The organism is Aromatoleum petrolei (genome assembly GCF_017894385.1).
Taxonomy (GTDB): Bacteria; Pseudomonadota; Gammaproteobacteria; order Burkholderiales; family Rhodocyclaceae; genus Aromatoleum; species Aromatoleum petrolei.
Genome location: NZ_CP059560.1, coordinates 617,200 through 643,761, shown reverse-complemented (window position 1 = coordinate 643,761; position 26,562 = coordinate 617,200). Strand labels below are relative to the sequence as shown.

24 protein-coding genes are annotated in these 26,562 nt (G+C 64.2%); 21 read left to right on the top strand and 3 right to left on the bottom strand.

Annotated features, from left to right (window positions below):
* Positions 1–34 precede the first annotated feature (34 nt).
* The 3 genes from ToN1_RS02955 to ToN1_RS02945 are packed head-to-tail and all read left to right on the top strand — an operon-like array spanning position 35 to position 2,926.
* Positions 35–1,306 (top strand): MFS transporter, encoded by a 1,272-nt coding sequence (locus tag ToN1_RS02955; protein ID WP_169141819.1) that lies wholly within the window; start codon positions 35–37, stop codon positions 1,304–1,306.
* Between the two features lie 27 nt (positions 1,307–1,333).
* A complete protein-coding gene (locus tag ToN1_RS02950) occupies positions 1,334–1,654 on the top strand; it encodes a 2Fe-2S iron-sulfur cluster-binding protein (RefSeq protein WP_169141820.1) in 321 nt (106 codons plus the stop codon).
* A gap of 36 nt (positions 1,655–1,690) precedes the next feature.
* The gene (locus ToN1_RS02945; protein ID WP_169141821.1) at positions 1,691–2,926 is read left to right on the top strand and encodes an NAD(P)/FAD-dependent oxidoreductase; all 1,236 of its coding nucleotides are present in this window, start codon (positions 1,691–1,693) and stop codon (positions 2,924–2,926) included.
* Between the two features lie 76 nt (positions 2,927–3,002).
* Here the strand turns inward: ToN1_RS02945 and ToN1_RS02940 are convergent, their stop codons facing one another.
* Positions 3,003–3,746, bottom strand: coding sequence for a DUF2889 domain-containing protein (locus ToN1_RS02940; RefSeq protein ID WP_169141822.1), 744 nt, complete (start codon positions 3,744–3,746; stop codon positions 3,003–3,005).
* Positions 3,747–3,832: 86 nt separating this feature from the next.
* On the opposite strand from ToN1_RS02940, the gene ToN1_RS02935 reads away from it, so the two are divergent.
* The 18 genes from ToN1_RS02935 (at position 3,833) to ToN1_RS02850 (ending at position 24,562) form a co-directional block, all read left to right on the top strand.
* Positions 3,833–4,633: an SDR family NAD(P)-dependent oxidoreductase gene (locus ToN1_RS02935; protein WP_153169511.1), complete on the top strand. Its 801-nt coding sequence runs from the start codon at positions 3,833–3,835 to the stop codon at positions 4,631–4,633.
* A 61-nt stretch (positions 4,634–4,694) separates the two neighbouring features.
* Positions 4,695–5,396 carry a TetR/AcrR family transcriptional regulator gene (locus ToN1_RS02930; RefSeq protein ID WP_169141823.1) on the top strand — a complete coding sequence of 234 codons (702 nt, stop codon included), beginning with the start codon at positions 4,695–4,697 and terminating at the stop codon, positions 5,394–5,396.
* A 184-nt stretch (positions 5,397–5,580) separates the two neighbouring features.
* Positions 5,581–6,672 carry an amidohydrolase family protein gene (locus ToN1_RS02925; protein ID WP_050416114.1) on the top strand — a complete coding sequence of 364 codons (1,092 nt, stop codon included), beginning with the start codon at positions 5,581–5,583 and terminating at the stop codon, positions 6,670–6,672.
* Positions 6,669–7,541, top strand: a complete 873-nt coding sequence (locus tag ToN1_RS02920; protein WP_169141824.1) for a fumarylacetoacetate hydrolase family protein — start codon at positions 6,669–6,671, stop codon at positions 7,539–7,541. Before ToN1_RS02925 ends, ToN1_RS02920 begins: the two co-directional genes overlap by 4 nt.
* Before the next feature lie 17 nt (positions 7,542–7,558).
* Positions 7,559–8,464 (top strand): 3-hydroxyacyl-CoA dehydrogenase, encoded by a 906-nt coding sequence (locus tag ToN1_RS02915; RefSeq protein WP_153169507.1) that lies wholly within the window; start codon positions 7,559–7,561, stop codon positions 8,462–8,464.
* The gene (locus ToN1_RS02910) at positions 8,461–9,633 is read left to right on the top strand and encodes a thiolase family protein (RefSeq protein ID WP_169141826.1); all 1,173 of its coding nucleotides are present in this window, start codon (positions 8,461–8,463) and stop codon (positions 9,631–9,633) included. The genes ToN1_RS02915 and ToN1_RS02910 overlap by 4 nt, the downstream gene beginning before the upstream one ends.
* A 37-nt stretch (positions 9,634–9,670) precedes the next feature.
* Positions 9,671–10,522 (top strand): SDR family oxidoreductase, encoded by an 852-nt coding sequence (locus tag ToN1_RS02905; protein ID WP_169141827.1) that lies wholly within the window; start codon positions 9,671–9,673, stop codon positions 10,520–10,522.
* A 274-nt stretch (positions 10,523–10,796) separates the two neighbouring features.
* Positions 10,797–12,497, top strand: coding sequence for a DUF1302 domain-containing protein (locus ToN1_RS02900; RefSeq protein WP_169204537.1), 1,701 nt, complete (start codon positions 10,797–10,799; stop codon positions 12,495–12,497).
* A gap of 26 nt (positions 12,498–12,523) precedes the next feature.
* Positions 12,524–13,879 (top strand): DUF1329 domain-containing protein, encoded by a 1,356-nt coding sequence (locus tag ToN1_RS02895; protein ID WP_169204536.1) that lies wholly within the window; start codon positions 12,524–12,526, stop codon positions 13,877–13,879.
* Between the two features lie 134 nt (positions 13,880–14,013).
* Complete coding sequence (locus ToN1_RS02890; RefSeq protein WP_169204535.1) at positions 14,014–15,141, top strand: WD40/YVTN/BNR-like repeat-containing protein; 1,128 nt, start codon at positions 14,014–14,016, stop codon at positions 15,139–15,141.
* 36 nt (positions 15,142–15,177) lie between these two features.
* A complete protein-coding gene (locus ToN1_RS02885) occupies positions 15,178–17,625 on the top strand; it encodes an efflux RND transporter permease subunit (protein ID WP_169204534.1) in 2,448 nt (815 codons plus the stop codon).
* 81 nt (positions 17,626–17,706) lie between these two features.
* Complete coding sequence (locus tag ToN1_RS02880) at positions 17,707–18,672, top strand: VOC family protein (RefSeq protein WP_153169500.1); 966 nt, start codon at positions 17,707–17,709, stop codon at positions 18,670–18,672.
* A 1-nt stretch (position 18,673) separates the two neighbouring features.
* Positions 18,674–19,510: an enoyl-CoA hydratase/isomerase family protein gene (locus tag ToN1_RS02875; RefSeq protein ID WP_169204533.1), complete on the top strand. Its 837-nt coding sequence runs from the start codon at positions 18,674–18,676 to the stop codon at positions 19,508–19,510.
* A gap of 40 nt (positions 19,511–19,550) precedes the next feature.
* Complete coding sequence (locus tag ToN1_RS02870) at positions 19,551–20,381, top strand: SDR family NAD(P)-dependent oxidoreductase (protein ID WP_169204532.1); 831 nt, start codon at positions 19,551–19,553, stop codon at positions 20,379–20,381.
* 10 nt (positions 20,382–20,391) lie between these two features.
* Positions 20,392–21,318: a quinone oxidoreductase family protein gene (locus tag ToN1_RS02865; RefSeq protein WP_169204531.1), complete on the top strand. Its 927-nt coding sequence runs from the start codon at positions 20,392–20,394 to the stop codon at positions 21,316–21,318.
* Between the two features lie 26 nt (positions 21,319–21,344).
* On the top strand, positions 21,345–22,301 hold the full coding sequence (locus ToN1_RS02860) for a Rieske 2Fe-2S domain-containing protein (protein WP_169204530.1): 957 nt from the start codon (positions 21,345–21,347) through the stop codon (positions 22,299–22,301).
* Positions 22,298–23,341 (top strand): aromatic ring-hydroxylating oxygenase subunit alpha, encoded by a 1,044-nt coding sequence (locus ToN1_RS02855; RefSeq protein ID WP_169204529.1) that lies wholly within the window; start codon positions 22,298–22,300, stop codon positions 23,339–23,341. Before ToN1_RS02860 ends, ToN1_RS02855 begins: the two co-directional genes overlap by 4 nt.
* Positions 23,342–23,410: 69 nt before the next feature.
* Complete coding sequence (locus ToN1_RS02850) at positions 23,411–24,562, top strand: multidrug effflux MFS transporter (RefSeq protein WP_211162011.1); 1,152 nt, start codon at positions 23,411–23,413, stop codon at positions 24,560–24,562.
* 44 nt (positions 24,563–24,606) lie between these two features.
* Here the strand turns inward: ToN1_RS02850 and ToN1_RS02845 are convergent, their stop codons facing one another.
* Together ToN1_RS02845 and ToN1_RS02840 are read right to left on the bottom strand one after the other, a co-directional pair.
* Positions 24,607–24,828 (bottom strand): hypothetical protein, encoded by a 222-nt coding sequence (locus tag ToN1_RS02845; protein WP_211162017.1) that lies wholly within the window; start codon positions 24,826–24,828, stop codon positions 24,607–24,609.
* 72 nt (positions 24,829–24,900) lie between these two features.
* Positions 24,901–26,484, bottom strand: a complete 1,584-nt coding sequence (locus ToN1_RS02840; protein WP_169204526.1) for a phytoene desaturase family protein — start codon at positions 26,482–26,484, stop codon at positions 24,901–24,903.
* Positions 26,485–26,562 lie beyond the last annotated feature (78 nt).

Below are 26,562 nucleotides of genomic sequence, written 5' to 3'. Positions count from 1 at the left end.
GTACGAGAGCCAGGACGGGGAGCGGAGTAGAAAAATGGCATCAAACGGAAATCACGCGGCGATCGATCTGACCGAGTTCAGGCAGGGCTGGCAGGTCGTGGTTCTGTCGGTGATCGGGGTGGCGATCAGCATCAACGCCGCATTGCTGTATGGCTTCGGCGTCCTGGTGATCCCCCTCGAGCAGGCTTTCGGGTGGGACCGTGGTTCGCTGCAAGCAGCAATCACCTTTCTGTTCGGCGGCGCCGTGCTCGGCCTGCAACTCGTCGGCTGGCTCAACCTGCGTTTCGGCATGAAGCGCGTGACAGTGATTTCGCTGCTGCTGATGGCGCTCGGCTATCTGGCGACGACGCAGATTGGCGGCTCGATCTGGTCGCTCTACGCAGCATTTTTCCTGCTCCCGATCATCGGCATGGGTGCGCTGGCGGTCACGTGGACGCAACTCCTCAATCTCTGGTTTCACCGCAACCGCGGACTGGCGCTCGCGATCGGGCTTTCGGGCACCGGCATCACCGCCGCGCTGGTACCGAGACTGTTGGGTTGGGGGGTCGAGAACTGGGACTGGCGGGCCGCCTTCGTCATCCTGGCGCTGCTCAATGTGCTGGTGGGACTGCCGCTGACCCTATGGTGGTTCCGCCTGCCTGGCGAACGTGCGGTGAGCGGCGCGAAGGCAGACGACGGTCCGCCGCTGGTGCGGAGCGGCGTGAGCTTCCAGGAAGGAATGCTCCTGCCGCGATTCTGGATCTGCAATGTGGCGTTGTCGCTGGTCGTGTCGGCGGTGGTGGGCCTCGTTACCAGTACCGTGCCGATGTTGCGAGATAAGGGGCTGTCGGCGGCGGATGCGACCCTGGTCTTCGGTTACTTCGGCATTGCGCTGATTTGCGGTCGCCTGGTGGTCGGCTACCTGCTCGATCGGCTGTGGCCGCCCGGCGTGGCGGCCTTGAGCCTTTCCCTGCCCGGGGTGGGTTGTCTGATTTTCCTGTCGGGAACCACCGATCCGGCTGTCATGAGTCTTGCCGCGGCGCTGGTCGGACTTGGCGCCGGCGCCGAATTCGACATCGCGGCCTTCCTCATCGCGCGCTACTTCGGCCTCAAGGATTACGGCCGGTTGTTCGGCGTGCATCAGGGGCTCATCACGGTAGCGTCGGCAGCCGCGCCGCTGATGTTTGCAGCGATGCTGAGTGTCACCGGTAGCTACTTTGCCATGCTCGTCTATTGCACCGTGGCCACCCTGCTCGGCGCGTCATTGCTGCTGACGCTCGGGCGCAGTCCCCAGTTTGCCCTGCACGCCGAAGCGCAGCGGGCCTGATTTCATCCCATTCATCGGAGCCACCAAATGCCCACGATCACCTTCATCGAACACAACGGCACCCGGCACGAAGTGCACGCCGAAGTCGGCCAGTCGGCCATGCAGGCCGCGACCTTTGCCGGCGTTCCCGGCATTCCCGGTGACTGTGGCGGCGCCTGCGCCTGCGCCAGCTGCCATGCCTACGTCGACGACGCCTGGGCGGGGCGTTTTGCGCCCGCCGAAGGCACCGAATACGACATGCTCGAGAACGTCGTCGAGCGCCAGCCCACCAGTCGGCTCACCTGCCAGCTGGTCGTCGGAGCGGACATGGACGGCCTCACGCTGCGCCTGCCGGCTGCGCAGTTCTGAAGACGGCGATCTGAAAAACGACAAGGAGACGGGAAGATGTCGCTCGATTCAGTGGTGATCGTGGGGGCGGGACACGGGGGCGTGCAAGTGGCGATTTCGCTGCGCCAGGAAGGTTTCGGGGGCCGCATCGTGCTCGTGAACGACGAGCCCGGTCTGCCTTACCAGCGACCGCCCCTGTCGAAGGCCTACCTTCTCGGCAAGATCAACGCCACTGCGATGCTCTTCCGGCCGGAGACCTTCTACGTCGATCAGCGCATCGAGCTCGTCCATGATCGGGTAGCGGCGATCGATCGGCAGAACCGTCGTGTCATGCTCGACTCGGGGAGTGCGCTCGACTTCGGCCATCTGGTGCTCGCGACCGGTGCCCACAATCGGCCGCTCAACGTGCCGGGTTCGACGCTGGGCGGCATCTTCGGCATCAAGACCAAGGCGGATGCCGATTTCTTGTCGCCGCTGGTGAAGCAGGCCAGGAACGTCGTCGTGATCGGTGCCGGCTTCATCGGTCTGGAGTTCGCCGCGGTGGCGGCGGCCGAAGGAGCTGCGGTCGAAGTGCTTGAACTCGGCGACCGCCCGATGGCCCGGGCAGTGTCCCCGCAGATGTCGGAGCTCTTCCGTGCCGCACATCAAGGCTGGGGCGTGAAGTTCAACTTCCGTACCGGGCTGGCGGAGCTGGAAGGCGAGGACGGCAAGGTGAGCGCCGTGACGACATCGGACGGACGACGTCTGCCTGCCGAGCTGGTCGTCTACGGCATCGGCGTGATTCCCAACGTGCAGCTCGCGCTCGAGGCCGGACTCGACATCGATAACGGGATTCGCGTTAATTCCAGTCTCCTCACTTCGGACCCGCACATCTCGGCGCTGGGTGACGTCGCCGCCTTCCCGTGCGTGCAAAACGGCGAAAATCTCACGCGCCTGGAGTCCGTGCAGAACGCGGTCGACCAAGGCAAGCTCATCGCGGCCCGCCTCGTGGGCAAACCCGCACCCTACACAGCGCTGCCCTGGTTCTGGACCGACCAGGGCAATCTCAAGCTGCAGATCGCCGGTCTGTCGATCGGGGCAGACAACTACGTGACGCTGGGTGACGCCGCCGCGCAGCAGCTCTCGGTGCTGTGCTTCCGCGGGGACGAGCTGATCGCGGTCGAGTCCTGCAACCGTCCCGGCGATCACGTGTTCGCACGCAAGATCCTCGCACGCCCCCCAGCGCTCACGCCCGCTGCCGCCGCTGCCCCCGACTTCGATCTGAAAGCCTGGGAAGCGGCCAACCGGCCCTGATCGTCCGGTGTGCTACTCGGCGCGATCGCATGTCGGCGTCCGCCGCATCGCGCTCGCGCCGACACCTGGAGCGTGCTTACTCCGCGAAAGCGTGGAGCCAGGACTGGTCGTCGCGGCAAAGGCGTTCCGGATGCGCGGTGAAGTCCCAGGTCGAGCCCACGATGCGAATCGCCTGGGGCGCGCGTTCGGGTTGCTGCACGAAGCAACGGCCGCTCGGGCGGGCGTGCAAGTCCTTGTCGATGTCCCGCAGACGTCCGAGCGCGATCAGCGCACAGCGGCGCAGCACGAGGGCCGCTTCCGCCTCGTCGGCCGCGAGACTGCTGAGCGCCCAGCGCGCCATGCCCTGGCGCATGTCGACGCCGGCATAGGGCGAGGGGGACACGATCGTACGGTCCTGCACTTCCCAGTCGAGCCGCAAACCGTCGTCACGGACCAGACGGGCGTGCGAACGGCCGTCGACATGACGGGGAATTTCGATGTCGAAGAGGCGATGGGAGATCCCCCTCGCCGCTGCGGCGATCGCGAGGCCGGCGAGGTCGAACATATGCGTGCACTGCAGGCTGGCGTCGGTATGGCGGGTTACTGCGCTGGCGATGGGGTCCAGTTGCATGCCGCGTAGTGCGTTCAGCGGTGCGGCGGCATTCGGACACTCCGTGAACGGATGTCGCGGAGCCTCGGCGGAGATTTCGATCACGCGGCCGAGGCGATGACGCAGCGCGACGCGGAAATGGTGAAAGTCGTCTTCGAGGACGGCACGGACTTCGCCCTCATGGCCGGTCTGGCGGCCTTCAAGCTGGATCCGTCGGCAAAAGGAGGGCATTGCAATGGCTTCCGTTTGGGGAGTGTTTCTTTCTTCTTAATGTGTACAATAACAAAAATAGTGTGCAAAAACGCCAGGAGACGAAAATGGGCTTGCTGAAGGACAAGGTTGCGTTGATTACCGGGGCCGGCGGCGGCATCGGGCGCGGCGTGGCGCACAGCTTCGCGCGCGAGGGGGCTGCCGTGGTGATCGCGGAGATCAACGAAGAGACTGGAGCCCAGGTGGCGCGCGAGATCGAGGAGTTGGGCGGGCGGGCGCTGTTCGTGCGTACCGACGTGATGCAGAAGGCGTCCGTGACGGGAGCGATCGAGGCGGCAGTGGCCCATTTCGGCGGGCTGGACATCCTCGTGAACAACGCCTTCGTGCCGACGCCGAACGTGCGCCTCGAAGACAAGACGGACGAAATGCTCGAGCAGACGCTGACCTCGACGATCAAGGCGTCGTGGTGGGCGATGCAGGCATCGCTGCCGCACATGCGGGCGCGCGGGGGCGGGAAGATCGTCAATTTCTACTCGATCGACGTCGAGATCGGCGCGTGGCTGCATGCCGACTACAACACGGCGAAGGGAGGCATCGTCGGCCTCACGCGCAGTGCGGCGGCGGAATGGGGACGCTTCAACATTACGGTGAATGCCGTCGCCCCGACGGCAATGGGTGCGACCTTCCACAAGCTGGCCGCGGAGAACCCCGGTTTCGCCGAACGCTCTGCCGCGATGCGCCCCCTCGGCCGGTGCGGCGATCCGGAACTCGACATCGGCCCCGTTGTGGTCTTTCTCGCATCGGACATGTCCCGCTATGTCACCGGCGAAATGCTGCATGTCGACGGCGGGCTGCACTTGCCCGGCTACAACTCGCGTCCGGCGGATGTGCCGGTGCGCGAATACTGAATCGAAGTTCTGATGGGCCCTGCGGTTCGCCCCGCGGTCCCTCCATTCCCAAGGCACACGCATGAACGACGAAGCCGAGACAGTCGCTGAAGACGGACCGGTAATGGAGTCCGCTCGGCGCAATCGCCGCTCCGACGCGACCATTGCACGAATTCTGGCATCGACGGAAAGGATCATCCTCCAGGGAGGTGCCGAGCGCATTTCCATCATCGACGTGTGCGACGACGCAGGTGTCTCGCGGGGCACGTTCTACCGCTATTTCTCGTCGCAGGACGATCTGCTCGATGCGTTTTCGCGCCACAAACGCGAGGGTTTTCACAGGGCGATGCAGGAAGTGACCGCCCCTTACGACGACCCCGACGAGAAATTTCGCGCCCTGATCGGTTACCTGGAGCACTACGCGGCGCACGGACAGGCGCGGCGTCTGCTGGTGGTGGCACCCGATTATGCGATGAGTTTTTTTCGCCGCGTCTTCAACGACGCGCGCGTGCGCTTGCAGGACGTCCTCAGGGCCGTGTTCGACGCGTGGGATGGGCGTCTCGGCATCAGCATCGATCGCGAGCTCGTGTGCGAAATGCTGATCCGCTACGTATTGAGCGAACAACTCGTCCCCAATGAGCGCGTAAACGAAGGCACGGCACGCATCGAGCGTCTCGTGCGCTCGCTGATCGGTTTTCCTGCCACCAAGGGCGATGAGGCTGTCGAGGTGGCTGCGCCGGCACGTTCCACGGGCTCGCGCCGCCGCGAGAAAGAAAAAACATAAACAGATTTGCAAAATATGTTTATGTTTGGCATGATGAATCTTATCGTTGCAAAGACACCGGTCGAGTGTCGCAGGCAGGAGACAAATCCCCGATAGCCAGGCGAGGTCCGTCCGGCGCATCGATGCTCCCGTCCGCGATTGCGGCACTCGGCAGGTTCCACCAACCTGCACTGGGAGACACCACATGCTCATCGACCTCCACGCCCACGCCCCCCATCCGGATTACTACGACCAGCACCCCTATTGGGGGCCGGCTTTCGAATCGCAGCCCGACGGCGACATCAAGCTTCGCGTCGGCGACTGGATCCTCACGCTCGGCGCGCCCGAGCGAAAAGCCGCCTTGCGCAAGGCGAAGGCCGAGGGCAATGCCCTGAACGTGCAGGACTACATGAGCCGTTGGCGCGACCCCAAGACGCGCCTTGCGGGGATGGATGCAGCCGGCCAAAACGCCCAGGTCGTCTCGGTGCCTTCGCATTGCTACATGTACTGGACGGAGCTCGACTACGCGATACCGTTCTCGCGCAAGGTCAACGACGTGCTCGCCGAGTACTGCTCGGCGGCGTCCGACCGACTGATGTTCTGGGCGCAGGCGCCCCTGCAGGATCCGAAGGAGGCAGCCAAGGAAATTCGCCGCGCGTGCACCCAACTGGGCGCAAAGGGACTGGGTGCGGGGGGGTCGAATTTCGGCGGCCTGGAGTTCGATTCGCCTGAGATGGATCCGGTGTGGGAGGCCCTGTGCGACCTCGACCTGCCGATGTTCGTGCATGGCTACAACCAGTCGGTGACGTGGGGCAAGAAGGCCAATACCGACCGCTATGAAACCACGGCCATCGTCGGCATGAACTACGACGAGACCAAGGCCTTCTGGTACCTGGTGAACGGTGGTGTGTTCGACCGCTTCCCCAAGCTCAAGGTCTACATCACGCACGGTGGTGGCTATGTGCCTTATCAGCTCGGCCGCCTCGCGCAGACCAACCCCAACCTCGACACGTACCACAACAAGAAGCCTGTGCTGGAGTACATGCGCAACTTCTGGTTCGACGTGGAGCTGCACGAGCTGCCGATGCGTCAGGCACTGATCGACGTCATCGGGGCCGACCGCATCCTCTACGGTTCGAATTTCGGAGGCAGTGATGCGGTGCGTCACGACCTCACCGAAGGCCTGCGCCTTTCGGAGGAAGATCTGCAGAAGATCCGCTGGAAGAATGCCTGCGAACTGCTCCACCTCGATCCGGCGAAAGTGGGCGCCGTCGCAAAGGCCGAGGTGGCGGCATGAAACTCGCGCGCTGCAGTGATGGCGGCGCGCCATTCTGGGCCGTCGTCAATGCCGAAGCCCGCACGGTCACACCGATCGTCGGCAGCTTCGCGGATTGGGGACCGGCGCTGACCCGCGCGATTGCCGCGGGGCAGGGCGGAGCAGCCCATTCGGTGCTGACGCCCGGCGGCGATGCCCGGCCGCTGGATTCGGTGCGACTGCTGCCGCCGATCGAGCCGGTCAATCGGGTCGTCGTCGCGGGTGCGAATTACGCGAAGCATCTGGCGGACGACTTCGGCCTGAAGTCTCCCCCGCAGCCCATCGCCTTCCTCAAGGCATACGGCGCCCTGATCGGTGCCAATGATCCGATCCGTTATCCGCCGCTGACGAACGAACTCGATCACGAGGTCGAACTCGTCGTCATCGTGGGGGAGGTGCCGGTCGACCCGGAAGACCCGCTCGCCAGCGTTCTCGGCTATGCCGTGGGCAACGATGTATCGGCGCGCGACCTGCAGCGCAGCGGTCCGGCCGGCATCGGCATGGATCTCTTCGCGGCGAAAAGCCAGGACCGCAGCACCGGAGTCGGTCCGTGGATCGTGACGCGCGACGAGTTCCCGGAGGGGAGCCCGAAACTGCGACTGACCCTGAAGGTGAACGGCGAGACGCGCCAGGACGGCAATACCGGCGAGATGACGTGGAACGTCGCGCAACTGGTGAAGTTCGTCGAAGAGCGTTCCAGTTTCGCGCCCGGCGACATCCTGTTTACCGGATCGCCGGCCGGCGTGGGCCAGGGTACAGGCCGATTCCTCAATCCCGGCGACGTCGTCGAAGCCGGAATCGAGGGGATCGGAACGATCACGAACATCGTCGGGCCCAAACCCGGCGTCTGAGCAAGGAGGCAAGACAAATGCTCGACAAGAATCACAAGGTTGTGGTGGTCGGCGCCGGCCTGATGGGCACCGGCATCGCCCATGCGTTCGCGAGCAGCGGCTTCGCGACGCAACTGGTGGATACCAGCGCCGACGCACTCGCCAAGGCGGAGAAGAGCATTCACGGCATCCTGGATGGTGGCGTGAAGCTCGGAAAGCTCGTCGTGGATGTGGCCGACGCCGCCAAGGCGCGGCTTTCCACGAATACCTCATTGAAACAGGCTGCCGAGGGGGCTCACCTCCTGGTCGAGACCGTCTCGGAGAATCTCGCGGTCAAGAAGGCGGTGTTGGGCGAGGCGGTTCCCGTACTGGCCGCGAACGCGGTGATCGCGACCAACACATCGGCGCTCAGCGTCACCGAGATTGCAGCTTCGGTGCCGTGTCCCGAGCGCGTCATCGGCATGCACTTTTTCAACCCGGTGCACAAGATGAAGCTCGTCGAGCTGGTGCTCGGTATCGCAACCGACGAAGCCACCGTCGCGACAAGCCGCGAATGGTGCGACGCGATCGGCAAGACCTCGATCCTGGTGAATGAGTCCCCCGGCCTGACGACCAGCCGCATGTCCGCGATGCTGGGGAACGAAGCGATGTGGATGCTGCAGGAAGGCACTGCCAGCGCCGAGGACATCGACACCGCGCTGCGGATGGGTTTCAACCACCCGATGGGGCCGCTCGAGCTGGGTGACCTGACCGGTTGGGATACGCGCCTGTCGGTGCTGCGCTACCTCCATTCGACGCTCGGCGAGAAGTTCCGTCCCTGCCCGCTGATCATCAAGATGGTGGCGGCCGGCCGCTACGGGCGCAAGACCGGGCACGGAGTATACAAGTATGACGAGACTGGCCAGCGCGTTCCGGGCTCGGGCCTGAAGGCGAGCAACCTATGAGCGACGTCTTCATAGTCGAGGCCGTCCGCACGCCGGTCGGCAAGTACCGGGGGAGTCTGGCCGGCGTACGCGCGGACCACCTCGGCGCCCACGTCCTCAACGCCGTGGTCGAGCGCGCGGGCATCTCGGCGGGCGAGGTGGACGACGTCATCTTCGGCTGCGTCACCCAGGTCGGCGAGCAATCCGCGAACATTGCGCGCACCTCCCTGCTGGGGGCCGGCTGGCCGGATACGATTCCCGGTCTCACGATCGACCGCAAGTGCGGCTCCGGTGAGGCCGCGGTACACGTCGCCGCAGGACTGATCGCCGCCGGATCGGCGCAGGTCGTCGTGGCGGGCGGTGCCGAGAACATGAGCCGCGTGCGCATGGGCGGCAACCGCGAAATCTACGGCGAGCCCTTCGGCTGGCTGGCTTCCGAGCGCTACGAGCTCACCAGCCAGGGTGAGGCGGCCGAGCGGGTCGCGGACAAATGGGAATTGACCCGCGTCCAGCTCGACGCCTTCGCGATGGAGAGTCACCGCCGCGCTGCGGCCGCGGCCGAAGCGGGATATTTCCGCAAGGAGATCGCGCCGGTACCTGTCGCTGCGCTCAAGGATCGGGACTACGTAGAGCCCGCGCCGGAAGTCTTCGCCGCTGACGAAACGATTCGCCCCGGCACCAGTGCCGAGAAGCTTGCCACGTTGAAGACCAGCTTTCGCGACAACGGCAAGATGACCGCCGGCAATTCGTCGCAGATTTCCGACGGTGCAGCGGTGCTGCTGCTGATGTCCGCAGAGGCGGTCGACCGGCTCGGCGTCAAACCCCGTGCGCGCATCCGCGCCTTCACCACGGTCGGCTCCGACCCGACGCTGATGCTGACCGGGCCGATTGCCGCAACCCGGAAGGTGCTCGCCCAAGCCGGGTTGAATGTCGAGGACATTGATCTGTTCGAGGTCAACGAGGCGTTCGCGCCGGTGCCGATGGTATGGATGAAGGAGCTCGGTGTGTCGCATGACCGGCTCAACGTCAATGGCGGCGCGATCGCCCTCGGGCATCCGCTCGGCGGAAGCGGCTCGCGCATCATGACCTCGCTGCTGCACGAACTGGAACGGCGTGACGCGCGCTACGGCCTGCAGGCGATCTGCTGCGCGGGCGGCATGGGCACGGCGACGATCATCGAGCGCATGTAAGCGGGCGCCGCGGCAGGCAAACGACAGGAGACACGACATGAACATCGACCTTAGCGACCGGCGCGTAATCGTAACCGGCGCCTCACGCGGCATCGGGCGTGCGATCGCGCGTGCCTTCGCCGCGGAAGGTGCGCGCGTTGCGATCTGCGCACGCACTCCCGAAGCGGTCGAAGAGACTGGCAGGGAGCTTGCACAGCAGGCCCGGGCGGTCATCGCGCACGCGGTGGATGTGACCGACACGCCGGGTGTGAAGGCCTTCGTGGATGAGGTCGCCGAGAGCTGGGGCGGGGTCGATGTCCTCGTCAACAATGCCGGCCAGGGGCGGGGGGGGAATCTGGACACGCTCACCCCCGAGGCGATCCTCGAGCACGCCAACATTCTGCAGATGGGGCACTTCCGCTTCGTGCAGGCGGTGGTCCCGTACATGCGCCGGCAACGCTGGGGTCGCATCATCGAGATCAACGCGCTGGCCGGTGCGATCCCGACGCCGGACGGCATCCCGTCGGTCATCAATCGTGCGTCCTGCCTCGCGCTCTCCAAGTCCCTCGGGATGTCGCTCGCGAAGGAAAACATCCTCGTCAACTCGCTGAACATGGGTTGGATCGACACCGGCCAGTGGGAGCGCCATTTCAGGGAGGTCGGCCCCGGAGTCTCCCGTGAGGAGTTCAACGAGATGGTCCTCAAGGTGGTGCCGATCGGGCGTTTCGGCAAGCCGGAAGACGTGGCAGGCATGGCGCTGTTCCTCGCCAGCGAATACGCCAGCTTCATCAGCGCGGCCTCGATCGATATCGCCGGTGGGCTGCAGGGCCAGATCGCGTACTACCCGACACTCAAGCGCGATTTCACCGAAGCCGTGAAGCGGCGCAACGAGGGCTCGGCGACGGTCTGATTCGTCGGTGCCGATCTGGATCGGCGCGTGTTTTGACGATGTCAAATCAATTGCTGGGTAGGCGGGTGATGCGGGGTAAAATTCTAATTAGAGAATCTATGTTCGAATGTAGAATTTTAGGAAATTACTCGCTACAATTCAGTTGTGTGAAAACCCGCCGTACCGGGACACGCAGCGATTGATCTGAAAAGAGGCCGGATTCGCCCTTCAATGAGGCGTGAAAAGACAAGGTCAGGGCGTCACGGTCATCGATATAACCAGAGGAGACAAATTCATGAATAATGGGAGCAGGTCTGTCCGTACCCGGTTCGCGCTGCGAGGCGTCACTGCCGCGCTTGCACTTGCATGGGTGGGGGGGGCGTCGGCGTTCGAGGTCGAAACCGGCAACCCGGACGTCAAGATGCGTTGGGATAACACGATCCGATATACGACGGGCGTGCGCGTCGAGGATCAGGACAAGAAGCTGATGCGCAACCCGGTCTATGACGAGGGCGACAGCAAGTTCGATCGAGGCGACGTCGTGACCAACCGTCTCGATCTGCTCTCAGAATTCGATGTTAGCTATCGCGGCAAATTCGGCGCTCGTGTAACCGGTGCGGCGTGGTATGACCATGCCTACGATGATCATTCGGTGACTGCGCCGACCGGCACTGCCACCGCCTACCGCAACGACAAGTACAACGGCACGGTCAAGCGCTATGTGAATGGTCCCTCGGGCGAAATCCTCGACGCCTTCGTCTGGACCAACCTCGATCTCGGCACGGTGCCGTTCAACCTGAAGGTCGGGCGCCAGACCAACGTGTGGGGTGAAGGCCTGCTGATCGGTGCGCATGCAATCTCCTACGGACAGTCCCCGGTCGACGGGGTGAAGGCCGTAACCAACCCCGGCATCGAGACCAAGGAAGTTTTCCTTCCGATCGGGCAGGTGCATGCAAGTGCCCAGCTCACGGACAGTGTGACCGTCGTCGGGCAGTATTTCTACGACTGGGAGCCTACCCGCGTACCGCACGCCGGCACTTACCTGATGGGTGCCGACACCGCGCCGTCGTCCGATAACCTTTCCTTCGGGATCGGCCAGCTCAAGGCCTCGATCATCGACGCGAAGGAACCGAGCAAGCGCGGCAATTGGGGTGTGGGTGCGCGCTGGAATGCCGAGGCGATCGAGTCGACCTTCGGTGCCTACTACCGCAAATTCGACGACTACGCGCCGGAACTCGGTGTGCAGCTCTCGGACTTCGTTCGCCTCGGTCCCGCCGTATTGCCCAGCAAGGCACGCTTCCTGTATCCCGAGGACATCGAGCAATACAGTGTGAGCTTCTCGCGCGTGATCGGTGGCGTAAGCGTGGGTACCGAGTTGTCGTACCGCAAGAACGGGCCTTTGAATACGCCGGCGTCGCATACGCTCGACTCGGGCGCGCGCGGCGACACCTGGCATGCGGTGGTGAATGGCGTTTATCTGTTACCGCAGACGCCGATGTGGGATACCGGGACATTGATTGCGGAGGTCGCATACAACCGACTCGATCGCGTGACCGAGAACGAGCAGCTGTATCGCAAGGTCGGTGCGGCAAGTTGCGTCAATTCGGCAATCGGACGCCCGAGGACCGGCACCAAGCGCGACGGCTGTTCGACCGTCGATGCCCTGCAACTCGCGGTCAGGTTCTCGCCGCAATATCTCAACATCTTTCCGTCATGGGACCTGGCGGTGCCGGTCAGCATCAACTACGGGCTTTCCGGAAACGCACCCTCTTCAGGTGGCGGCACAGAGGGTGAGCTGCGTTGGTCGATCGGTACCACCTGGACCTATGCGTCCAAGTACGAATTCGCCCTCAACTACTCCGACCGCACTCTGCCAGTGCGCAAGGGCGTCGTTCGCGGTGAGGAACGGATTACCGGCGGTGCCGCCCACAGCAACTCTTCGGTTGGTGTGATCGACCGTGGCTGGCTGTCCTTCACGTTCAAGACGGCTTTCTGACAGGCCGCAAACAGGAGACGAGAGACATGAAGATGCGCAATTTCGTATGGGCCGCCGCGGCGGTCCTCTCGAGCCACGCGATGGCAGCAGTTACGGCAGAAGAGGCGAAACAGCTCGGTGCGACGCTGACCAAGTACGGCGCGATCCAGGCGGGCAACAAGGAAGGGACGATCCCCGAATACACCGGGGGGCTGACCAAGGCTCCGGCCGACTTCAAGCCCGACAGTGGTTTCTGGGCCGATCCGTTCAAGGACGAGAAGCCCCTGCTCCGGATCGACGGCAAGAACTATCAGCAGCACGCAGACAAGCTGTCGGAAGGGCAGAAGGAGCTTTTGAAGAAGTACCCGAGCTTCTATATGGATATCTATCCGTCGCACCGGACAGCGTCGTATCCGGCCAAGATCCTGAACAACACGGTGCGCAATGCGACGACGTGCAATACCGCCAAGAACGGCCTTTCCGTCGAGGACGCGTGCCGGGGCGGTCTGCCGTTCCCGATCCCCAAGACCGGCTATGAGGTCATGTGGAACCAGCAGCTTCGCTACAAGGCCGATACGACCACCAAGTCGTCGCGCTCGTGGGTCGTAGACTCCAACGGCAAGGTGGTCATGGCGGCCCAGCAGAAGACGATGGAAGAGACGCCTTACTACCATGACGACCTGGACGGCCGCGACGCAAAGCTCTACTGGCGCACCTACTCGGTAACTCAGGCGCCGATCCGCAAGGCAGGCGAGGCGACCGGCCTTTCGGATTTCCTCGATCCGACCGAGAAGCCACGCCGCGCGTGGAGCTACACGCCGGGACAGCGCCGCATCAAGCTCGCCCCGGAGTTCGCCTACGACACGCCGGTCGCAAGCATGGGGGGCGTTACGCTGTTCGACGAGCTCTTCGTGTTCTCGGGACAGATGGACCGTTTCGAGTTCAAGCTGGTCGGCAAGAAGGAGATGTACATCCCCTACAACGCCTACAAGCTTTATTTCGGTTGTGGCGTCGAAGAGCAGTTCATGGACAAGCACCCGAATCCGGCCTGCTGGCGTTGGGAGCTTCACCGCGTCTGGGTCGTGGAAGCGACGCTGAAGCCGGGCGTCCGCCATGTGTACGCCAAGCGCATGTACTACTTCGACGAGGACACTTACGGCGCAGGCCTGTACGACGCCTTCGACCAGAGCGGCCAGTTGTATCGCTCGATCTTCAACTCGATGGTTCAGCTGTACGACGTCCAGGCGCCCTACACCGTGAAGAACGTGGTGTATGACTTCAACAAGGGCATGTACGCGCTGGTGAATGACGGCCTGGTAGGCGGTTACGGCGTTCTGAAGGCGCCGAAGGCCAACCGCGAACTCAACCCCGAGGCAATCGTCGCGCAGGAAACCGCGCGCTGATCGTCAGTCCTCATGTGGGAGCGGGCATCGCGGCTTGCCGTCTTGCCCCTTCCGGTTCCGGCTCACTCCAGATAGATCCCCCCGCCCGGTGCTTGTTGTGGGCGGCGGGGATCGCATCGGCAAGGAGTTGTCTCTTGAATCGCGTTAGCAGTTCGATCTCCCGTTCCATGGTCCCGGGCCGGCGTCTGCGTCTGACCCTTGCGGCAGCGGTTCTCGGCGCGGCAGGCGTGGCGCTCGCCACGGGTTCCGCCGTGCGCGACGTATTGGCCGTCCCCGCGGTGATCTCTCCCCTGTCCTTGCGGAGTGCAATGTCAGGAATCGCCAGCAAGGATGGGCGCGCCCTGGCCGTCGGGCCGCGCGGGATCATTCTGCTGTCACGCGATGGCGGTCGGAACTGGTCCCAGATCGTCGCGCCGGTGAGCGCAGACTTCACGACGGTGCGCTTCGGGGCGGGCAGCACCGCATGGGCGCTCGGACACGATGCAGTCGTCCTGCGTTCGGATAACGGCGGGGAAACCTGGTCCCGGGTGATGGACGGTCATGCTCTCTTCGAGCTGCTCTCCAAACACTACGGCGCTCTGGCCAATGCGGGCAACGAAGAGGCGGAACGCGTGTTGCGGGACGTCGAGATGGCGGCCGAGCAGTCTGCGACGCCGGGCGTGCTGGCCTATCCGTTTCTCGATATCCACGTAAACGAGCGCGGCGAAGGTTTTCTGGCCGGCGCTTTCGGTCTCCTGCTGCATACCACTGACGGTGGCACCACATGGGAGCCGTGGATCGAGCGCGCGGACAACGGGCGTCGCATGCACCTGTATGCGATCGAGCCGACGCCCGACGGTGGGGTGTTTCTTGCCGGAGAGCAAGGTCTGGTACGTCGCCTCGATCGGGACGCGGCCCGGTTCGAGACCATCGAAACGCCCTATAAGGGTACGTATTTCGGCATCACGGCAGGGCACTCGAAGCTGATCGCCTACGGGTTGCGCGGCAATGCGTTTATCAGCCGCGATGGGGCAACGAGCTGGTCGTCTCTCGCCATGGGCAGCGATGCGAGCGTTGTCGCCGCACTCGACCGCGGCGCGGGACGGCTGGTGTTCGTGACCCAATCTGGTCAGGTCCTGCTGAGTAATGACGATGGGGCGAGCGTGGCAGCGCTCGAGGTGCCACGCGGCGGGGAGGTATTCGCCGCTGCGATGGCCGGTCCGGAAGAGATCCTGCTCGCCCGGGTCAATGGTGTTGATCTGATCCGTTTGCCCCTCCGGTAACGGCCTCTCCTGATACTGAAATTTGCGAGACACAGCATGGCAGGCCACAGCGAACAAAGAGTGATGCCGGTGATTCGGGACCTGAAGGATTTCGATTTCGGTTCCGGCAGCGTGCTCGAGCGCATCATCTTCAACAATCGCATCGTCGTGCTCCTGGCATGCCTTGTGGCGACTCTCGTACTCGGCTTCGCCGCGACGCGCATCCAGGTTAATGCGAATTTCGAGCGGATGATTCCACTCGGCAGCCCGTACATCAAGAATTACCTCGATAACAAAAGCGAGTTACCGGGCCTGGGCAACACGATCCGGATCGTCGTCGAGAACAAGTCGGGGGACGTCTTCGACCCCGGGTACCTCGACGTGCTCAAGAAAGTCAATGACGACCTTTACCTGATTCCCGGCGTCGATCGCTCGTGGATGAAGTCGATCTGGATGCCGATTGTCCGCTGGCGCGAGGTGACCGAAGACGGCATTACCGGCGGCGCGGTGATGCCCGCGAGCTTCGACGGCAGCGCGAACGAAGTCGCGAAACTGCGCGAGAACATCGGCAAGGCGGGCATCGTCGGCAGCCTCGTCGCGAATGACATGAAGTCGAGCATGATCGTGGCGCCGCTGCTGGATATTCATCCGAAGACCGGTGAAGCGCTGAATTACGGTGAGTTTGCGGACGCTCTCGAAGCGAAGATCCGCACCTACGAGAGTGACAAGGTCGGCATTCACATCGTCGGTTTCGCGAAGATCGTCGGCGATCTGATCGCGGGCCTGCGCGAGGTGATGGTGTTCTTCGCGGTGTCAGTCGTCGTTGCCGCGTTCTTCGTCTATCTCTACACCCGCTGCGTGCGCAGCACGATGCTTCTTGTGACGGTCGCCGTGATCGGCGTGGTGTGGTTGCTCGGGCTGATGCAGTTGCTCGGGTATGAGCTCGATCCGTATTCGATCCTGGTGCCTTTCCTGATCTTCGCCATCGGGCTGTCGCACGGCGCGCAGAAGATGAACGGCATCATCCAGGACATTGGCCGCGGCACCCACAAGTACGTCGCGTCACGCTACACCTTCCGGCGCCTGTTCATGGCCGGTCTCACGGCACTGCTGGCGAACATCGTCGGCTTTGCTGTACTGATCATCATCGACATCCCGGTTATCCGCGACTTGGCCCTGACCACCAGCGTCGGCGTTTCGGTCCTGATCTTCACGAAGCTTTTCCTTATCCCGGTCGCACTCTCCTATCTCGGCGTCAGCGAATCGGCCATCCGGCATGCCACGGCGGACGACATGAGGGCGGGCGGCCGGCGTTCGTTGCCGGGGCGGATCTGGCACGGTTTGGACGAACTCACCGAGCGGAGGTGGGCGATTGCGGTCATCGCCATTGCCGCGATCGTGACCGTCGTCTCCGCAATCGTCATGCAGGACCTGCGCATCGGAGATCTGGATGCCGGGGCGCCCGAACTTCGTCCCGAGTCGCGCTACAACCGCGACAACGCATACATCACGGAACACTACGGGCTCTCGAGCGACCAGTTCGTGGTCATCATGAAGACCAGCGACGAGGGCTGTCGCCTGTATTCCAACCTGCAGAAGATGGACGGGCTGGCACAACTGCTGCGGCAGGATCCGGCGGTCCAGACGACGACCTCACTGGCCGAAACGGTGCGTTTCGTGACCTCGGCGATGTTCGAGGGCAGTGGCAAGTGGCTCACGATCAGCCGTAACCAGTCGATCACGGACGGCTCCGTGTCGGCAGCCGTCATCGCGACGCCGGACATCACGAACCAGAGTTGCTCCGTGTCGCCGCTGGTGGTGTACCTGAAGGACCACAAGGCCGATACCCTGGCGCGCATCCTGCAGACCGGGGAAGCGTATGCGGCCGCAAACAATTCGGCGCCCGATGCGAAGGAGCCGGTGCAGTTCCTGCTCGCTGCGGGCAGCGCGGGGATCGAGGCGGCGACCAATATCGAGGTACAGAAGAGCATCGTCACGATGTATCTCGCGGTCTATGGTGCAACGGCTCTGCTGTGCCTGATCACGTTCCGCAGCGTTCGCGCGACGATCGTCGCACTGATCCCACTCGTCATCACCACGATCCTCTGCAAGGCGCTGATGGTCTGGCTCGGGATCGGACTCAAGGTCGCGACCCTGCCGGTCATCGCGGTTGGTGTCGGTGTCGGTGTCGACTACGCGCTTTATCTGCTAAGCGTGCAGATTGCCGTCCAGCGCCGCGGGGGAAGCTTGCGCGATGCCTATCGCAAGTCGCTCGACTTCACGGGCAAGGTGGTCGCGTTGGTGGGACTCACGATGGCTGCCGGCGTGATCACATGGGCATGGTCGCCGATCAAGTTCCAGGCCGACATGGGGATCCTGCTGACCTTCATGTTCCTGTGGAACATGCTCGGTGCTCTGATCCTGATTCCGGCGCTGTCGCATTTCATGCTCAACCCGCGCGAACCGAGCGGCGCACGTGGAACCCTTTTGCGCGCGGCGGCCTGATTCCTCAAGAAATTCAAGAAAGCCGACATCGCCCGGGCGGGCGGCTGGCGGACAAGACAGACCACAACTGGAGACAAGACGATGTTCGACCTCTTGCTGAGTGCCGACATGATGCTGCCTGATCCCGACGACATGGCTGCGCGACTGGTGAACAAGCTCGGCGTGCACGGCCATCCTAACTGGCGTCAGGCGTTCGACGACCATCCCTACATCGCGCATTTCCTGCGCGTGCACAAGTCGCTGGCGGTCTCTCCGACCCGACTCGAACCGCAATGGCATCTGGATCGCGAGAATCCGGGCGACCCGATGTTCCACGAGTTCCTCGAGAGCCTGAAGGACTACCAGGGACGCCATCGTCCGATGCTCACCCACTCGGTCGTGCTCGCGCTGCAAGGGCCGAAATTCGACGCCTTCGTCGACAAGCTGATGCGTCGCGGGTTGCCGTTCCGGATGGCCCAGCGCACGCCGGACATGCCGTTCGACCGGTTGTGGCTCGGCGCGACGCCCGAGCGGCCGCGTTACACCCCGGTGGTGGATGGCGGCCTGTGCATCGAGGTGATGCCGACCGAACCGCTGCAGATGCCGTCCGAGACATTCGCCGCGCAACCCATGCAGCCGCGCGACCCGAAGCCGGGCGACATGGTGCGCGTCAGCGCGCGCGGATTCCTCGTGCGCGATCTGGACGAGACGCTGCGCTGCTGCTCGAAGAATCTCGACTGGGAGCCGAGCGGCGAAGTCGAAGCGCTGCATCGCGAGGGATACCGCCGCGCGACGATGCCCTTTACGGTAGCCAACAGCGCCAGCCTCGACGTGATCCAGCCCAGCCGCTGGAACAGCGACGCGGGCCTGTACCTGAACAACTGGGGGCCGGGTCTTTACTACATCCGCATCGCAGTGAATGGCCTCAAGGCCAAGGCTGAGGACCTGCGCGCGCGCGGGACCCGTTTCCAATGGATCGAGGAGTCCGAAGCCGTCGGCGGCGGCGCGATGATCCGGATCGATCCGAGCGAGATGCGCGGGCAGCTCATCGAGTTCGAGGAGGTCTGACATGGCATCCGACCTTGCGGTCAAGAATGCCGGGGCCGAGTCGATGGCGGTCCCGCTCAACGACGCCGTGGTCGTGGAGCGTCAGGGCAGCATCGGCTGGATCGTGCTGACCCGTCCGGCCCAGATCAATGCTATCAACGACGAGATTCGCACCGGCGTTCCGCAGGCTCTGCGGGATCTCGAGGCAGACCCGTCGATCCGCGTGATCGTCATTCGTGGGGATGGCCCGCGGGGTTTCTGCGCGGGCGCCGACATCAAGGAACAGCGTGGCCCCGAGACCTCGATCGAAGTGCGCCGGCGCATGCAGGGCGCGCGCTGGGTCGAGGCGTTCGATGCGGCCGAGAAACCCACGATTGCGGCCATTCATGGCTATTGCATGGGAGGGGGCATGGAGCTCGCCCTCGCTTGCGACATCCGCTTTGCCACGCCCGACGCGGTTTTCAGTCTGCCAGAGACTGCCCTGGGCCTGATTCCCGGCGGCGGGGGAACCCAGCGCCTGCCGCGCGTGGTGGGGCCGGGCCGGGCGATGGACCTGCTGCTCACCGGTGACCGCCTGAGCGCCGATGAAGCGAAGGCGATCGGGCTGGTCACCCGGGTGGCGAGCGCGCCGGACAAACTGGTGGAAGAGGTGCGTGCCTTCGCGATGCGCATCGCCTCACGGGCGCCGGCGGCGACGCTGTGTGTGAAGCGCGCTGCGCGTGCCGCACTGGACGTCGACCTCAAGAAGGGCCTGGACCTCGAGCTGGATCTTTTCGCACTGCTCAAACCCAGCGACGACGCGAGGGAGGCGGCGACCGCCTTTCGCGAAAAGCGCGAACCGCGCTTCACCGGTCGCTAAGCGACGCGCTCTGCGCAGAGAAGAATCAGGAGACAGACAGATGAGCGAGCGAAAACTGGATGGCCGTGTCGCGATCGTGACCGGGGCGGCCGGCGGCCTCGGCGCCGAATCGGCCCGCGTGCTGGCGATGCACGGTGCGAGTGTGGCAATCACGGACATCGATCTCGACGGCGCACGCAAGGTGGCCGCCGAGATCGAGTCGGGCGGTGGGCGCGCGATTGCCGTGCGGGCCGACGTCTCGTCCGAGGCGGACGTCGCGGCGATGGTCGCGGCGGCGGTGGACCGCTTCGGGCGAGTGGATGTCCTGTACAGCAATGCGGCGATCCTGAGCGTCGAGCAACGCGAGCGCGACCGCGACGTTGCCAACATGGACGTCGAGGCGTGGGACCGCGCGATGGCGGTGAATCTGCGCGGTTCGATGCTGTGCGCCAAGTATGCGATCCGCGAGATGCTCAAGCAGAAGAAAGGCTCCCTGATCTTCGCGACCTCGGGGCTCGGCGCCCAAGGCGACCTGTCGCTGTCGGCCTACGCCGCTTCGAAGGCGGCGCTGATGATGCTCAGCAAGTCGATCGCGACCCAGTACGGCAAGGAGGGCATTCGCTCAAACGCGCTGCAGATCGGCCTCGCGCCGGCGGAGAACGCCCACGGGAGCATGCCGCCGGCCGTGATCCAGATCATCCGCGACAATCACCTCACGCCCGATGTCGGCACCCCGCGCCAGATCGCCGACGTGGTGGCCTTCCTCGCGTCCGACGAGTCGTCCTTCGTGACCGGCACGACGCTGGTCGCCGATGGCGGTTTCTCATGCCACACGCCCTCGCTTGTCGCAATGAAGGCCCTCTTCGCTCAGACCGGCGCGAAGGGAATGTAAGGAGTCGTCGATGAAAGCAGCTGTCATCAGCGAGCGGGGCGCCGCTCCAGTCGTGCAGGAGTTTCCGGAACCGGCGTCCCAGGAAGGCGCCGTCCTCATCGACATGGACACGGCGGGGCTCGGGGGCTGGGACGTACTCGGCGCGTACCGGCTGGGCGTGCAATACCCGTGCGTGATCCGCGGCGAAGGCGTGGGCAGGGCGCCGGACGGCCGCCGCGTGTATTTCGGCGAGCGCTCGGTGATGCCCTTCGGGGCGTGGGCCGAGCGTACGCTGGTGCCGGCCGATGAGGTCTGGGACGTGCCCGACGACGTCGACGACAAGACCGCGATCACGATGGGCATCGCCGCCACCGGCGCACTGGTGCCGCTCGAGCAAGCCAACATCCAGCGGGGTGAGCAGGTGCTGGTGCTCGGTGCGACCGGCACGCTCGGGCAGGTGGCGCTGCAACTCGCGCGCTATCTCGGCGCGGGCAGGGTCGTCGCGGCCGCACGCTCCGCCGAGACCCTGCAGCGCCTGAAGACGCGCGGGATTGCCGACGAAGTCGTGGCGCTCGGTAGCGAGAACGATGTCGCGGCGTTGAAGGACGCGGCGGGCGACGGTTTCGACGTCGTGCTCGATCTGGTGTGCGGGCAACCGATGCTCAACGCCCTCAAGGCGACCCGATGGGGCGCACGCATCATGACGATCGGCACGGGTGCGGGGCGTCAGATCAATCTCGACATCGCCGATCTGCTTTTCCGCACGCTGTCATGCGTGGGTACGGGGCAGCGTCCGCCGGCCGATCGCCGCGCGATCTGGGAGCGACTGCTGCGCATTGCACACACAGAGAATATCCAGGTCGACTACGCCGACTATACGCTGGATCAGGCTGTCGAAGCCTGGGCGTCGCAGATTGCCGGGCCGCACGCGAAGATCACCGCGCGGATCAGGGGCTGACCGGCAAGGGGCAGGGGAGGCTGAGCATGGGACGATGGTGGGTGGTCGCGCTGTCCGAGGCGGTGCACGGTGACAAGGCGCTCGCGGTGACCTGCGAAGGCGAGCAACTCGCCGTGTTTCGCGACGGGAAGGGCGCCGTGTTCGCGCTGGAGGACCGGTGTCCGCACCGGCGTGTGCCACTGTCGCCCGGACCCGTGAAAGCCGGTGGTCTTCAGTGCCCCTACCACGGCTGGACTTTCGACGGCGCGACGGGCCTGTGCAATGACATTCCCAACCTGCGTCGCGATGAGCGGGTGCCGGCGCGTTATGCGGCGCGCGCCTTTCCGGCGGCCGAGGCGAACGGCTTCATCCACGTCTGGCGGGGGGCGGGAACGCCCGCCGCCGTATTGCCGGGCGCGTCGTATCGCGCGGCCGGTCGCGAACAGACCGGTTCAGCGGTGGCTAATATTGCGTTTGAGCAATATCTCGACGTGATGCTCGACGGCCCGGAATGCCTGCTTTCCTTCCCCGGCGTGCACATCACCGATTTCTTCCTCGGCGATCCGCGCCGCGACGGCGAGCATCTTGTCCTCGATCGAGGTGCGGTGTGGAAGGGCAAGGGAAATGGGCCAGCCTTCGTGCGAGACCATTCGCTCTGGGTACGTACTCGCGTACCGCTAAGGGGCGGTGACATTCGCGTGGAACTCCTCAGCGCCGACGAAGAGCCGCTCGTCACGATCTTCATCGCTGCCAGCGAGAACAGGCGCGGTACCACCAGTCTGGTCTGGCGCGGTTTTCGTCATGCCACGGCAGCGCCGCTGTCGTGGCGGTGGCGGATGGCGCGGGCGATCGGACGTGCTCCGTTCGCAATCTTCCCCCATATCGACGGCGCAGCCGCGGCGGCACTCGAAGTCGCACCGTCACGAGATCGCAGATTGGCGAAGACCGATGCGAGGACGCCGGCCGAGCGCGTGGTGCCGGTGCAGGAGAGATGCGTAGTATGAGCGAAGTCCCGATGATGGATGCGGTAGGGCGCGAAGCGGAGGCGACCTCCAAGCGCGACTGGGTACCGATCAATCTCGATCTGCGCGACACCTGGTTTCCGGTCGCCTACAGTGCCGACATCGGCCAGCGGGCGGTACGCCGTATTGTCCATGCGCAGGACGTATATCTATGGCGCGATGGCGGGAGGTTATATGCGGCCGAGTTCCGCCCCGACCGCCTCGAGGCGATGCGCGCAGGTGCAAGTGCCTTCACGAACGGCTCCGGTTTCTATCCGGCCGTCGAGCGCTACGGGTATATCTGGGCGTGGTACGGAAACCCCGATAATGCGCACGAGGAACTGATCCCGAACATCCCCTTCCTGCCGCCCGATGGTCAGGGGATCCCTCGCTACACGCAGCGCGCGGTGCGTTTCGATGCGGCCTCGCCGCTGTCCGTCGAGAACCTCATCGATCTGACACATGCCGACTTCCTGCATGCCAACGCGATCGGTGACGGCCAGTCCGAGAACGATGTCGTCGAGGTCCATTCGACCTCCGAGACGGTGACTCGCATCCGCAACGTCACCCGCAAGTCGGTGGCACCGGTGATGCGCTGGATCGGAGGCGTACGCGCCCAATACCAGGATCTGCGCGCAGTGCTGCATGTCCATCTGCGCAACAACGTGTGCATCTCTTACCCGAACTTCACCCCGGGCTATCCGATTCCGAACGTGCAGCCCTTTGTACCAGTCGGCAAGCACCGTTCTCGCGTTGACCAGACGAACTACACCGTCCATGCGCCGGCACCGTTTCGCTGGCTGATGCCGCGCATCTCCTACGTGATCCAGCCACAGGACAACTCGGTGCTGCGCCCTCAGAACGCGCGCTATTTCGAGTCCACCGAACGCCGCGACCTGAGCTCGCGTTTCGACGGCCCCGGCAACCGCTACCGATTGCTGATGGTGCGTCTCGCCGAGAGGCAGCAGCGCGGGGACTTCGGCTACGGCGCCGATGCCGACCCGAGTGCCGACATTTCGGCAGTGCTCGGCATGCGGGGCTGATTTCTGCAATCCGGATACCGTCCCGGTACAAGGCAACTCGGCACGACCGTGATCCTGGCGGGCTTGGCGATGCTCGGCCCGTTTTCGATCAACACCTACCTGCCATCCTTCGGGGAAATGGCGGTGGTGCTCGGCACGGATCGAGTCGCGTTGCAGCAGACAGTGGCGATCTACTTCGCCGCCTTTGCCTTCATGGCCCTGTGGCATGGCACGATCTCGGACTCCTTCGGGCGCCGCCGCGTGGTGCTGGCCGGTCTGGTCGTCTATGCATTGGCGTCGCTCGGATGCGCGCTTGCGACACAAGTGGAGCAGTTGTGGGTTCTGCGGGCACTCCAGGGCTTCTCGGCGGGTGCCGGGATCGTGATCGGTCGCGCCGTCGTCCGGGACCTGCATGAAGGGCCGCGTGCGCAGCGCATGATGTCGCAGGTGGTGTTGATGTTCTCGATCGCACCTGCCGTCGCTCCTTTGGTGGGCGGCTGGTTGCAGGTCGCGCTGGGCTGGCGCTCCGTATTCGTGTTCCTGTGCCTGCTTGCCACCAGCCTGCTCGTCGCCGTGTTTTTCGGATTACCGGAGACCCTGCCAGCCTCGCAGCGTCACCCGTTCAATCCGGCGGGTGTGCTTCGCGGTTACGCGGCCGTGCTCGGAAACGCGCGCTTCATGAGCTGGGCACTGGCGTATGCCTGCATGTTCGGCGGCTTCTTCCTTTACGTACTGTCTGCGCCGGTGTTCCTGATGGAGCACCTTGGCCTGGGCGAGACCGATTTCCTGTGGATGTTCGGACCTGCGACGGTGGGGCTGATGTTGGGCTCCGCGCTTGCGGGCCGCCTTGCGCAGCGCTGGTCGACGGCATCCACGCTGAAGGCCGGGTTCGCGATCATGGCTGCCGCCACTCTCTGGAATCTCGCCGTGTGCCTCGTCGAACCCGGCGGCACGGCGTGGTATGTGGCGTATCTCCTGTTCTTCAATCTGGGCATGTCGGTGATGATTCCAACGATCACGGTGCGCGGCCTGGATTGCGTACCGGCGCGCCGCGGCACCGGCTCATCGGTTCAGCTGTTCATCCAGACGGGATTCAACGCCTGGATTGCCGCGGTGCTGGCGCCACTGATGTGGAATTCGCTGCTGTCCCTCGCGCTGGGAGCCGCTGCTCTTGCCCTGTGCGGCGTCCTCGGGGTGGTCGTGGCGGGCCGCCTGTCCAGCCCCTCCGAGGCCCATCAATGAGGGGCTGCTCCTTCACGGCTGCGCTATCGGCGAGCGATCGCGAATCAGCTTGATCTTGCGGCCTGGCGGTAGCCTCTGAACAGGATCAACGGCATCCGCAGCAGCGTCCGCCACCCGAGCAGCCGGAGCGCCTGCCAGCAGTCTTCGGGGCGGATCAGGATGGTGGTGGCCATCGAGCCCATGACCTTGCCCTTCATGACCAGGGTGTCGTCCTTTCGCTGGATGGACTTCACTTCGACCATCTCCACGCCTTCCTTGCTGAACATCTTCACGGCTGCCGCTCTCCATCACGTTGGACGTGACCGCAACCGCGCGACGCGGTCGCGGCGTTCCACGGGTCAGTTTTCGATGAGGTCGTCGAAATCCATGCCCAGGTCTTCCAACACCACCTGTGCCGCATTGCGTCCGGACGCTGCGGTGACTCCGCCCCCCGGATGGGTGGACGCGCCCGCCATGTACAGACCTGCCACCGGCGACTTGTACTGCCCGTAGCCCGGGGCGGGGCGGTTGCCCGCGATCTGCCAGTTGTACGAGCCGAAGTGCAGGATGTCCGCACCGATCATCGCGTTGTTGTGGCGCTCGATATCGAGCGGTGTGAACCACGAGAAACCGATGATGTTGTCGTCGCCCATATTGGTCGTGAGCTTGCGCAGGTCGTCGAGGAATCCGTAAGCGATTTCCTTGCCGATCTCGTCCCAACGCTGCGGGCCGCCCTTTACGTTGTAGGGGCAGAACGCGTACATGTTGAGCACACGCTTGCCCTCGGGTGCCCGCGTCTTGTCATAGACGTCCTGCATCACGTAGGCGACGAAGTCGCGGCGCGGGATGCCGTATTCGAGATCGGAGAAGGCGCGTGCGAACTCCTCCCAGTCGGAGTGCGAACGCTCGACCCAGAAGAAATCGTCCACCGCCGGTCCGACCTTGTACTGCGGCGCCTCGTGCAGCGCGAGGTGCAGGTTGAAGGGCTGGAAGCTGTTGCGTTTCAGCCCCCGAATCCGCGGCTCGAATCCTTCCGGCAGATTCGCGCCCGGCACCATGTGCGGGAACACCTGTTGCACGTGCATCGTCGAGATGACGCCTTTCTTCGCGATGATCTCCTCGCCCGATTCGAGCACGACGCCCGTCACCTTGCTGCCATCCATGCGCATCTGCTTGACGGGTGCATTGACGCGTACCGCGCCGCCATGCGATTCGAAGCACTCCCGCAGCTTGTCCGCGAAGGCGCCCGAGCCGCCGACGGGAATGCCGACACCGTAGCGGTGCATGAAGGGCAGAATGATGTAGAAACCGAATCCCGTGCCGTTGTTGAACGGGTTCATCATGGCTTCCGAGGCATAGCGGGCCAACGCGATGCGCACCTTGGGGTGCTCGAACCATTCGCAGATGAAGTCCCATGCGCTCATCGACTGGGTTCGCATCAGCGATTGCCCGACCACGCTCTGCTCCATCATCACGGCTTGCGCCCCCGCGTTCGGGGGTGCATGGAACATGCCCATCACCATCATGTCGAGGTTCTGGAAAACCTCCTTGTTGAAGCGCCGGTAGGCTTCCGCATCCTTCTGCGAGAATTTTGCGATCGCTTGGGCAGTCTGCTCAAGGTCGGTGTAGAACTCGAGCGTGGTCCCGTCGTCGTAGAAGATCGCAGTCATCTTGTCGGGGTTGATGTACTTCAGCCCGAACTTCGATTTCAGCTGCAGTTCGTCGTTGCGCAGCAATGGGTTGGCCTGCAGCAGGGTGTGTGCGACCGAGCAGACGTCATGCTTGAAGCCCGGCGCCGTCAGCTCGCGCGTCATGACGCCGCCGCCGACCTTGTCGTTTTTCTCGACGACGCATACCTTCAGTCCCGCCTTCGCCAGGTAGCACGCGGCCACCAGACCGTTGTGGCCACCACCGGCGACCACGATGTCGTATTGTTCGCTCATGGATATCTCCCGTTATCGGTTCCATCGTCGGGCGTGAGGGCGCCCGCCGCGCTATCGCGGATAGCGCGGGATCTCCTC

Excerpts from the sequence above, each read along its gene's own strand:
- ToN1_RS02955 (WP_169141819.1), top strand. The coding sequence starts at position 35 with ATGGCATCAAACGGAAATCACGCGGCGATCGATCTGACCGAGTTCAGG.
- ToN1_RS02950 (WP_169141820.1), top strand. The coding sequence starts at position 1,334 with ATGCCCACGATCACCTTCATCGAACACAACGGCACCCGGCACGAAGTG.
- ToN1_RS02945 (WP_169141821.1), top strand. The coding sequence starts at position 1,691 with ATGTCGCTCGATTCAGTGGTGATCGTGGGGGCGGGACACGGGGGCGTG.
- ToN1_RS02940 (WP_169141822.1), bottom strand. The coding sequence starts at position 3,746 with ATGCCCTCCTTTTGCCGACGGATCCAGCTTGAAGGCCGCCAGACCGGC.
- ToN1_RS02935 (WP_153169511.1), top strand. The coding sequence starts at position 3,833 with ATGGGCTTGCTGAAGGACAAGGTTGCGTTGATTACCGGGGCCGGCGGC.
- ToN1_RS02930 (WP_169141823.1), top strand. The coding sequence starts at position 4,695 with ATGAACGACGAAGCCGAGACAGTCGCTGAAGACGGACCGGTAATGGAG.
- ToN1_RS02925 (WP_050416114.1), top strand. The coding sequence starts at position 5,581 with ATGCTCATCGACCTCCACGCCCACGCCCCCCATCCGGATTACTACGAC.
- ToN1_RS02920 (WP_169141824.1), top strand. The coding sequence starts at position 6,669 with ATGAAACTCGCGCGCTGCAGTGATGGCGGCGCGCCATTCTGGGCCGTC.
- ToN1_RS02915 (WP_153169507.1), top strand. The coding sequence starts at position 7,559 with ATGCTCGACAAGAATCACAAGGTTGTGGTGGTCGGCGCCGGCCTGATG.
- ToN1_RS02910 (WP_169141826.1), top strand. The coding sequence starts at position 8,461 with ATGAGCGACGTCTTCATAGTCGAGGCCGTCCGCACGCCGGTCGGCAAG.
- ToN1_RS02905 (WP_169141827.1), top strand. The coding sequence starts at position 9,671 with ATGAACATCGACCTTAGCGACCGGCGCGTAATCGTAACCGGCGCCTCA.
- ToN1_RS02900 (WP_169204537.1), top strand. The coding sequence starts at position 10,797 with ATGAATAATGGGAGCAGGTCTGTCCGTACCCGGTTCGCGCTGCGAGGC.
- ToN1_RS02895 (WP_169204536.1), top strand. The coding sequence starts at position 12,524 with ATGAAGATGCGCAATTTCGTATGGGCCGCCGCGGCGGTCCTCTCGAGC.
- ToN1_RS02885 (WP_169204534.1), top strand. The coding sequence starts at position 15,178 with ATGGCAGGCCACAGCGAACAAAGAGTGATGCCGGTGATTCGGGACCTG.
- ToN1_RS02880 (WP_153169500.1), top strand. The coding sequence starts at position 17,707 with ATGTTCGACCTCTTGCTGAGTGCCGACATGATGCTGCCTGATCCCGAC.
- ToN1_RS02875 (WP_169204533.1), top strand. The coding sequence starts at position 18,674 with ATGGCATCCGACCTTGCGGTCAAGAATGCCGGGGCCGAGTCGATGGCG.
- ToN1_RS02870 (WP_169204532.1), top strand. The coding sequence starts at position 19,551 with ATGAGCGAGCGAAAACTGGATGGCCGTGTCGCGATCGTGACCGGGGCG.
- ToN1_RS02865 (WP_169204531.1), top strand. The coding sequence starts at position 20,392 with ATGAAAGCAGCTGTCATCAGCGAGCGGGGCGCCGCTCCAGTCGTGCAG.
- ToN1_RS02860 (WP_169204530.1), top strand. The coding sequence starts at position 21,345 with ATGGGACGATGGTGGGTGGTCGCGCTGTCCGAGGCGGTGCACGGTGAC.
- ToN1_RS02855 (WP_169204529.1), top strand. The coding sequence starts at position 22,298 with ATGAGCGAAGTCCCGATGATGGATGCGGTAGGGCGCGAAGCGGAGGCG.
- ToN1_RS02850 (WP_211162011.1), top strand. The coding sequence starts at position 23,411 with ATGCTCGGCCCGTTTTCGATCAACACCTACCTGCCATCCTTCGGGGAA.
- ToN1_RS02845 (WP_211162017.1), bottom strand. The coding sequence starts at position 24,828 with ATGTTCAGCAAGGAAGGCGTGGAGATGGTCGAAGTGAAGTCCATCCAG.
- ToN1_RS02840 (WP_169204526.1), bottom strand. The coding sequence starts at position 26,484 with ATGAGCGAACAATACGACATCGTGGTCGCCGGTGGTGGCCACAACGGT.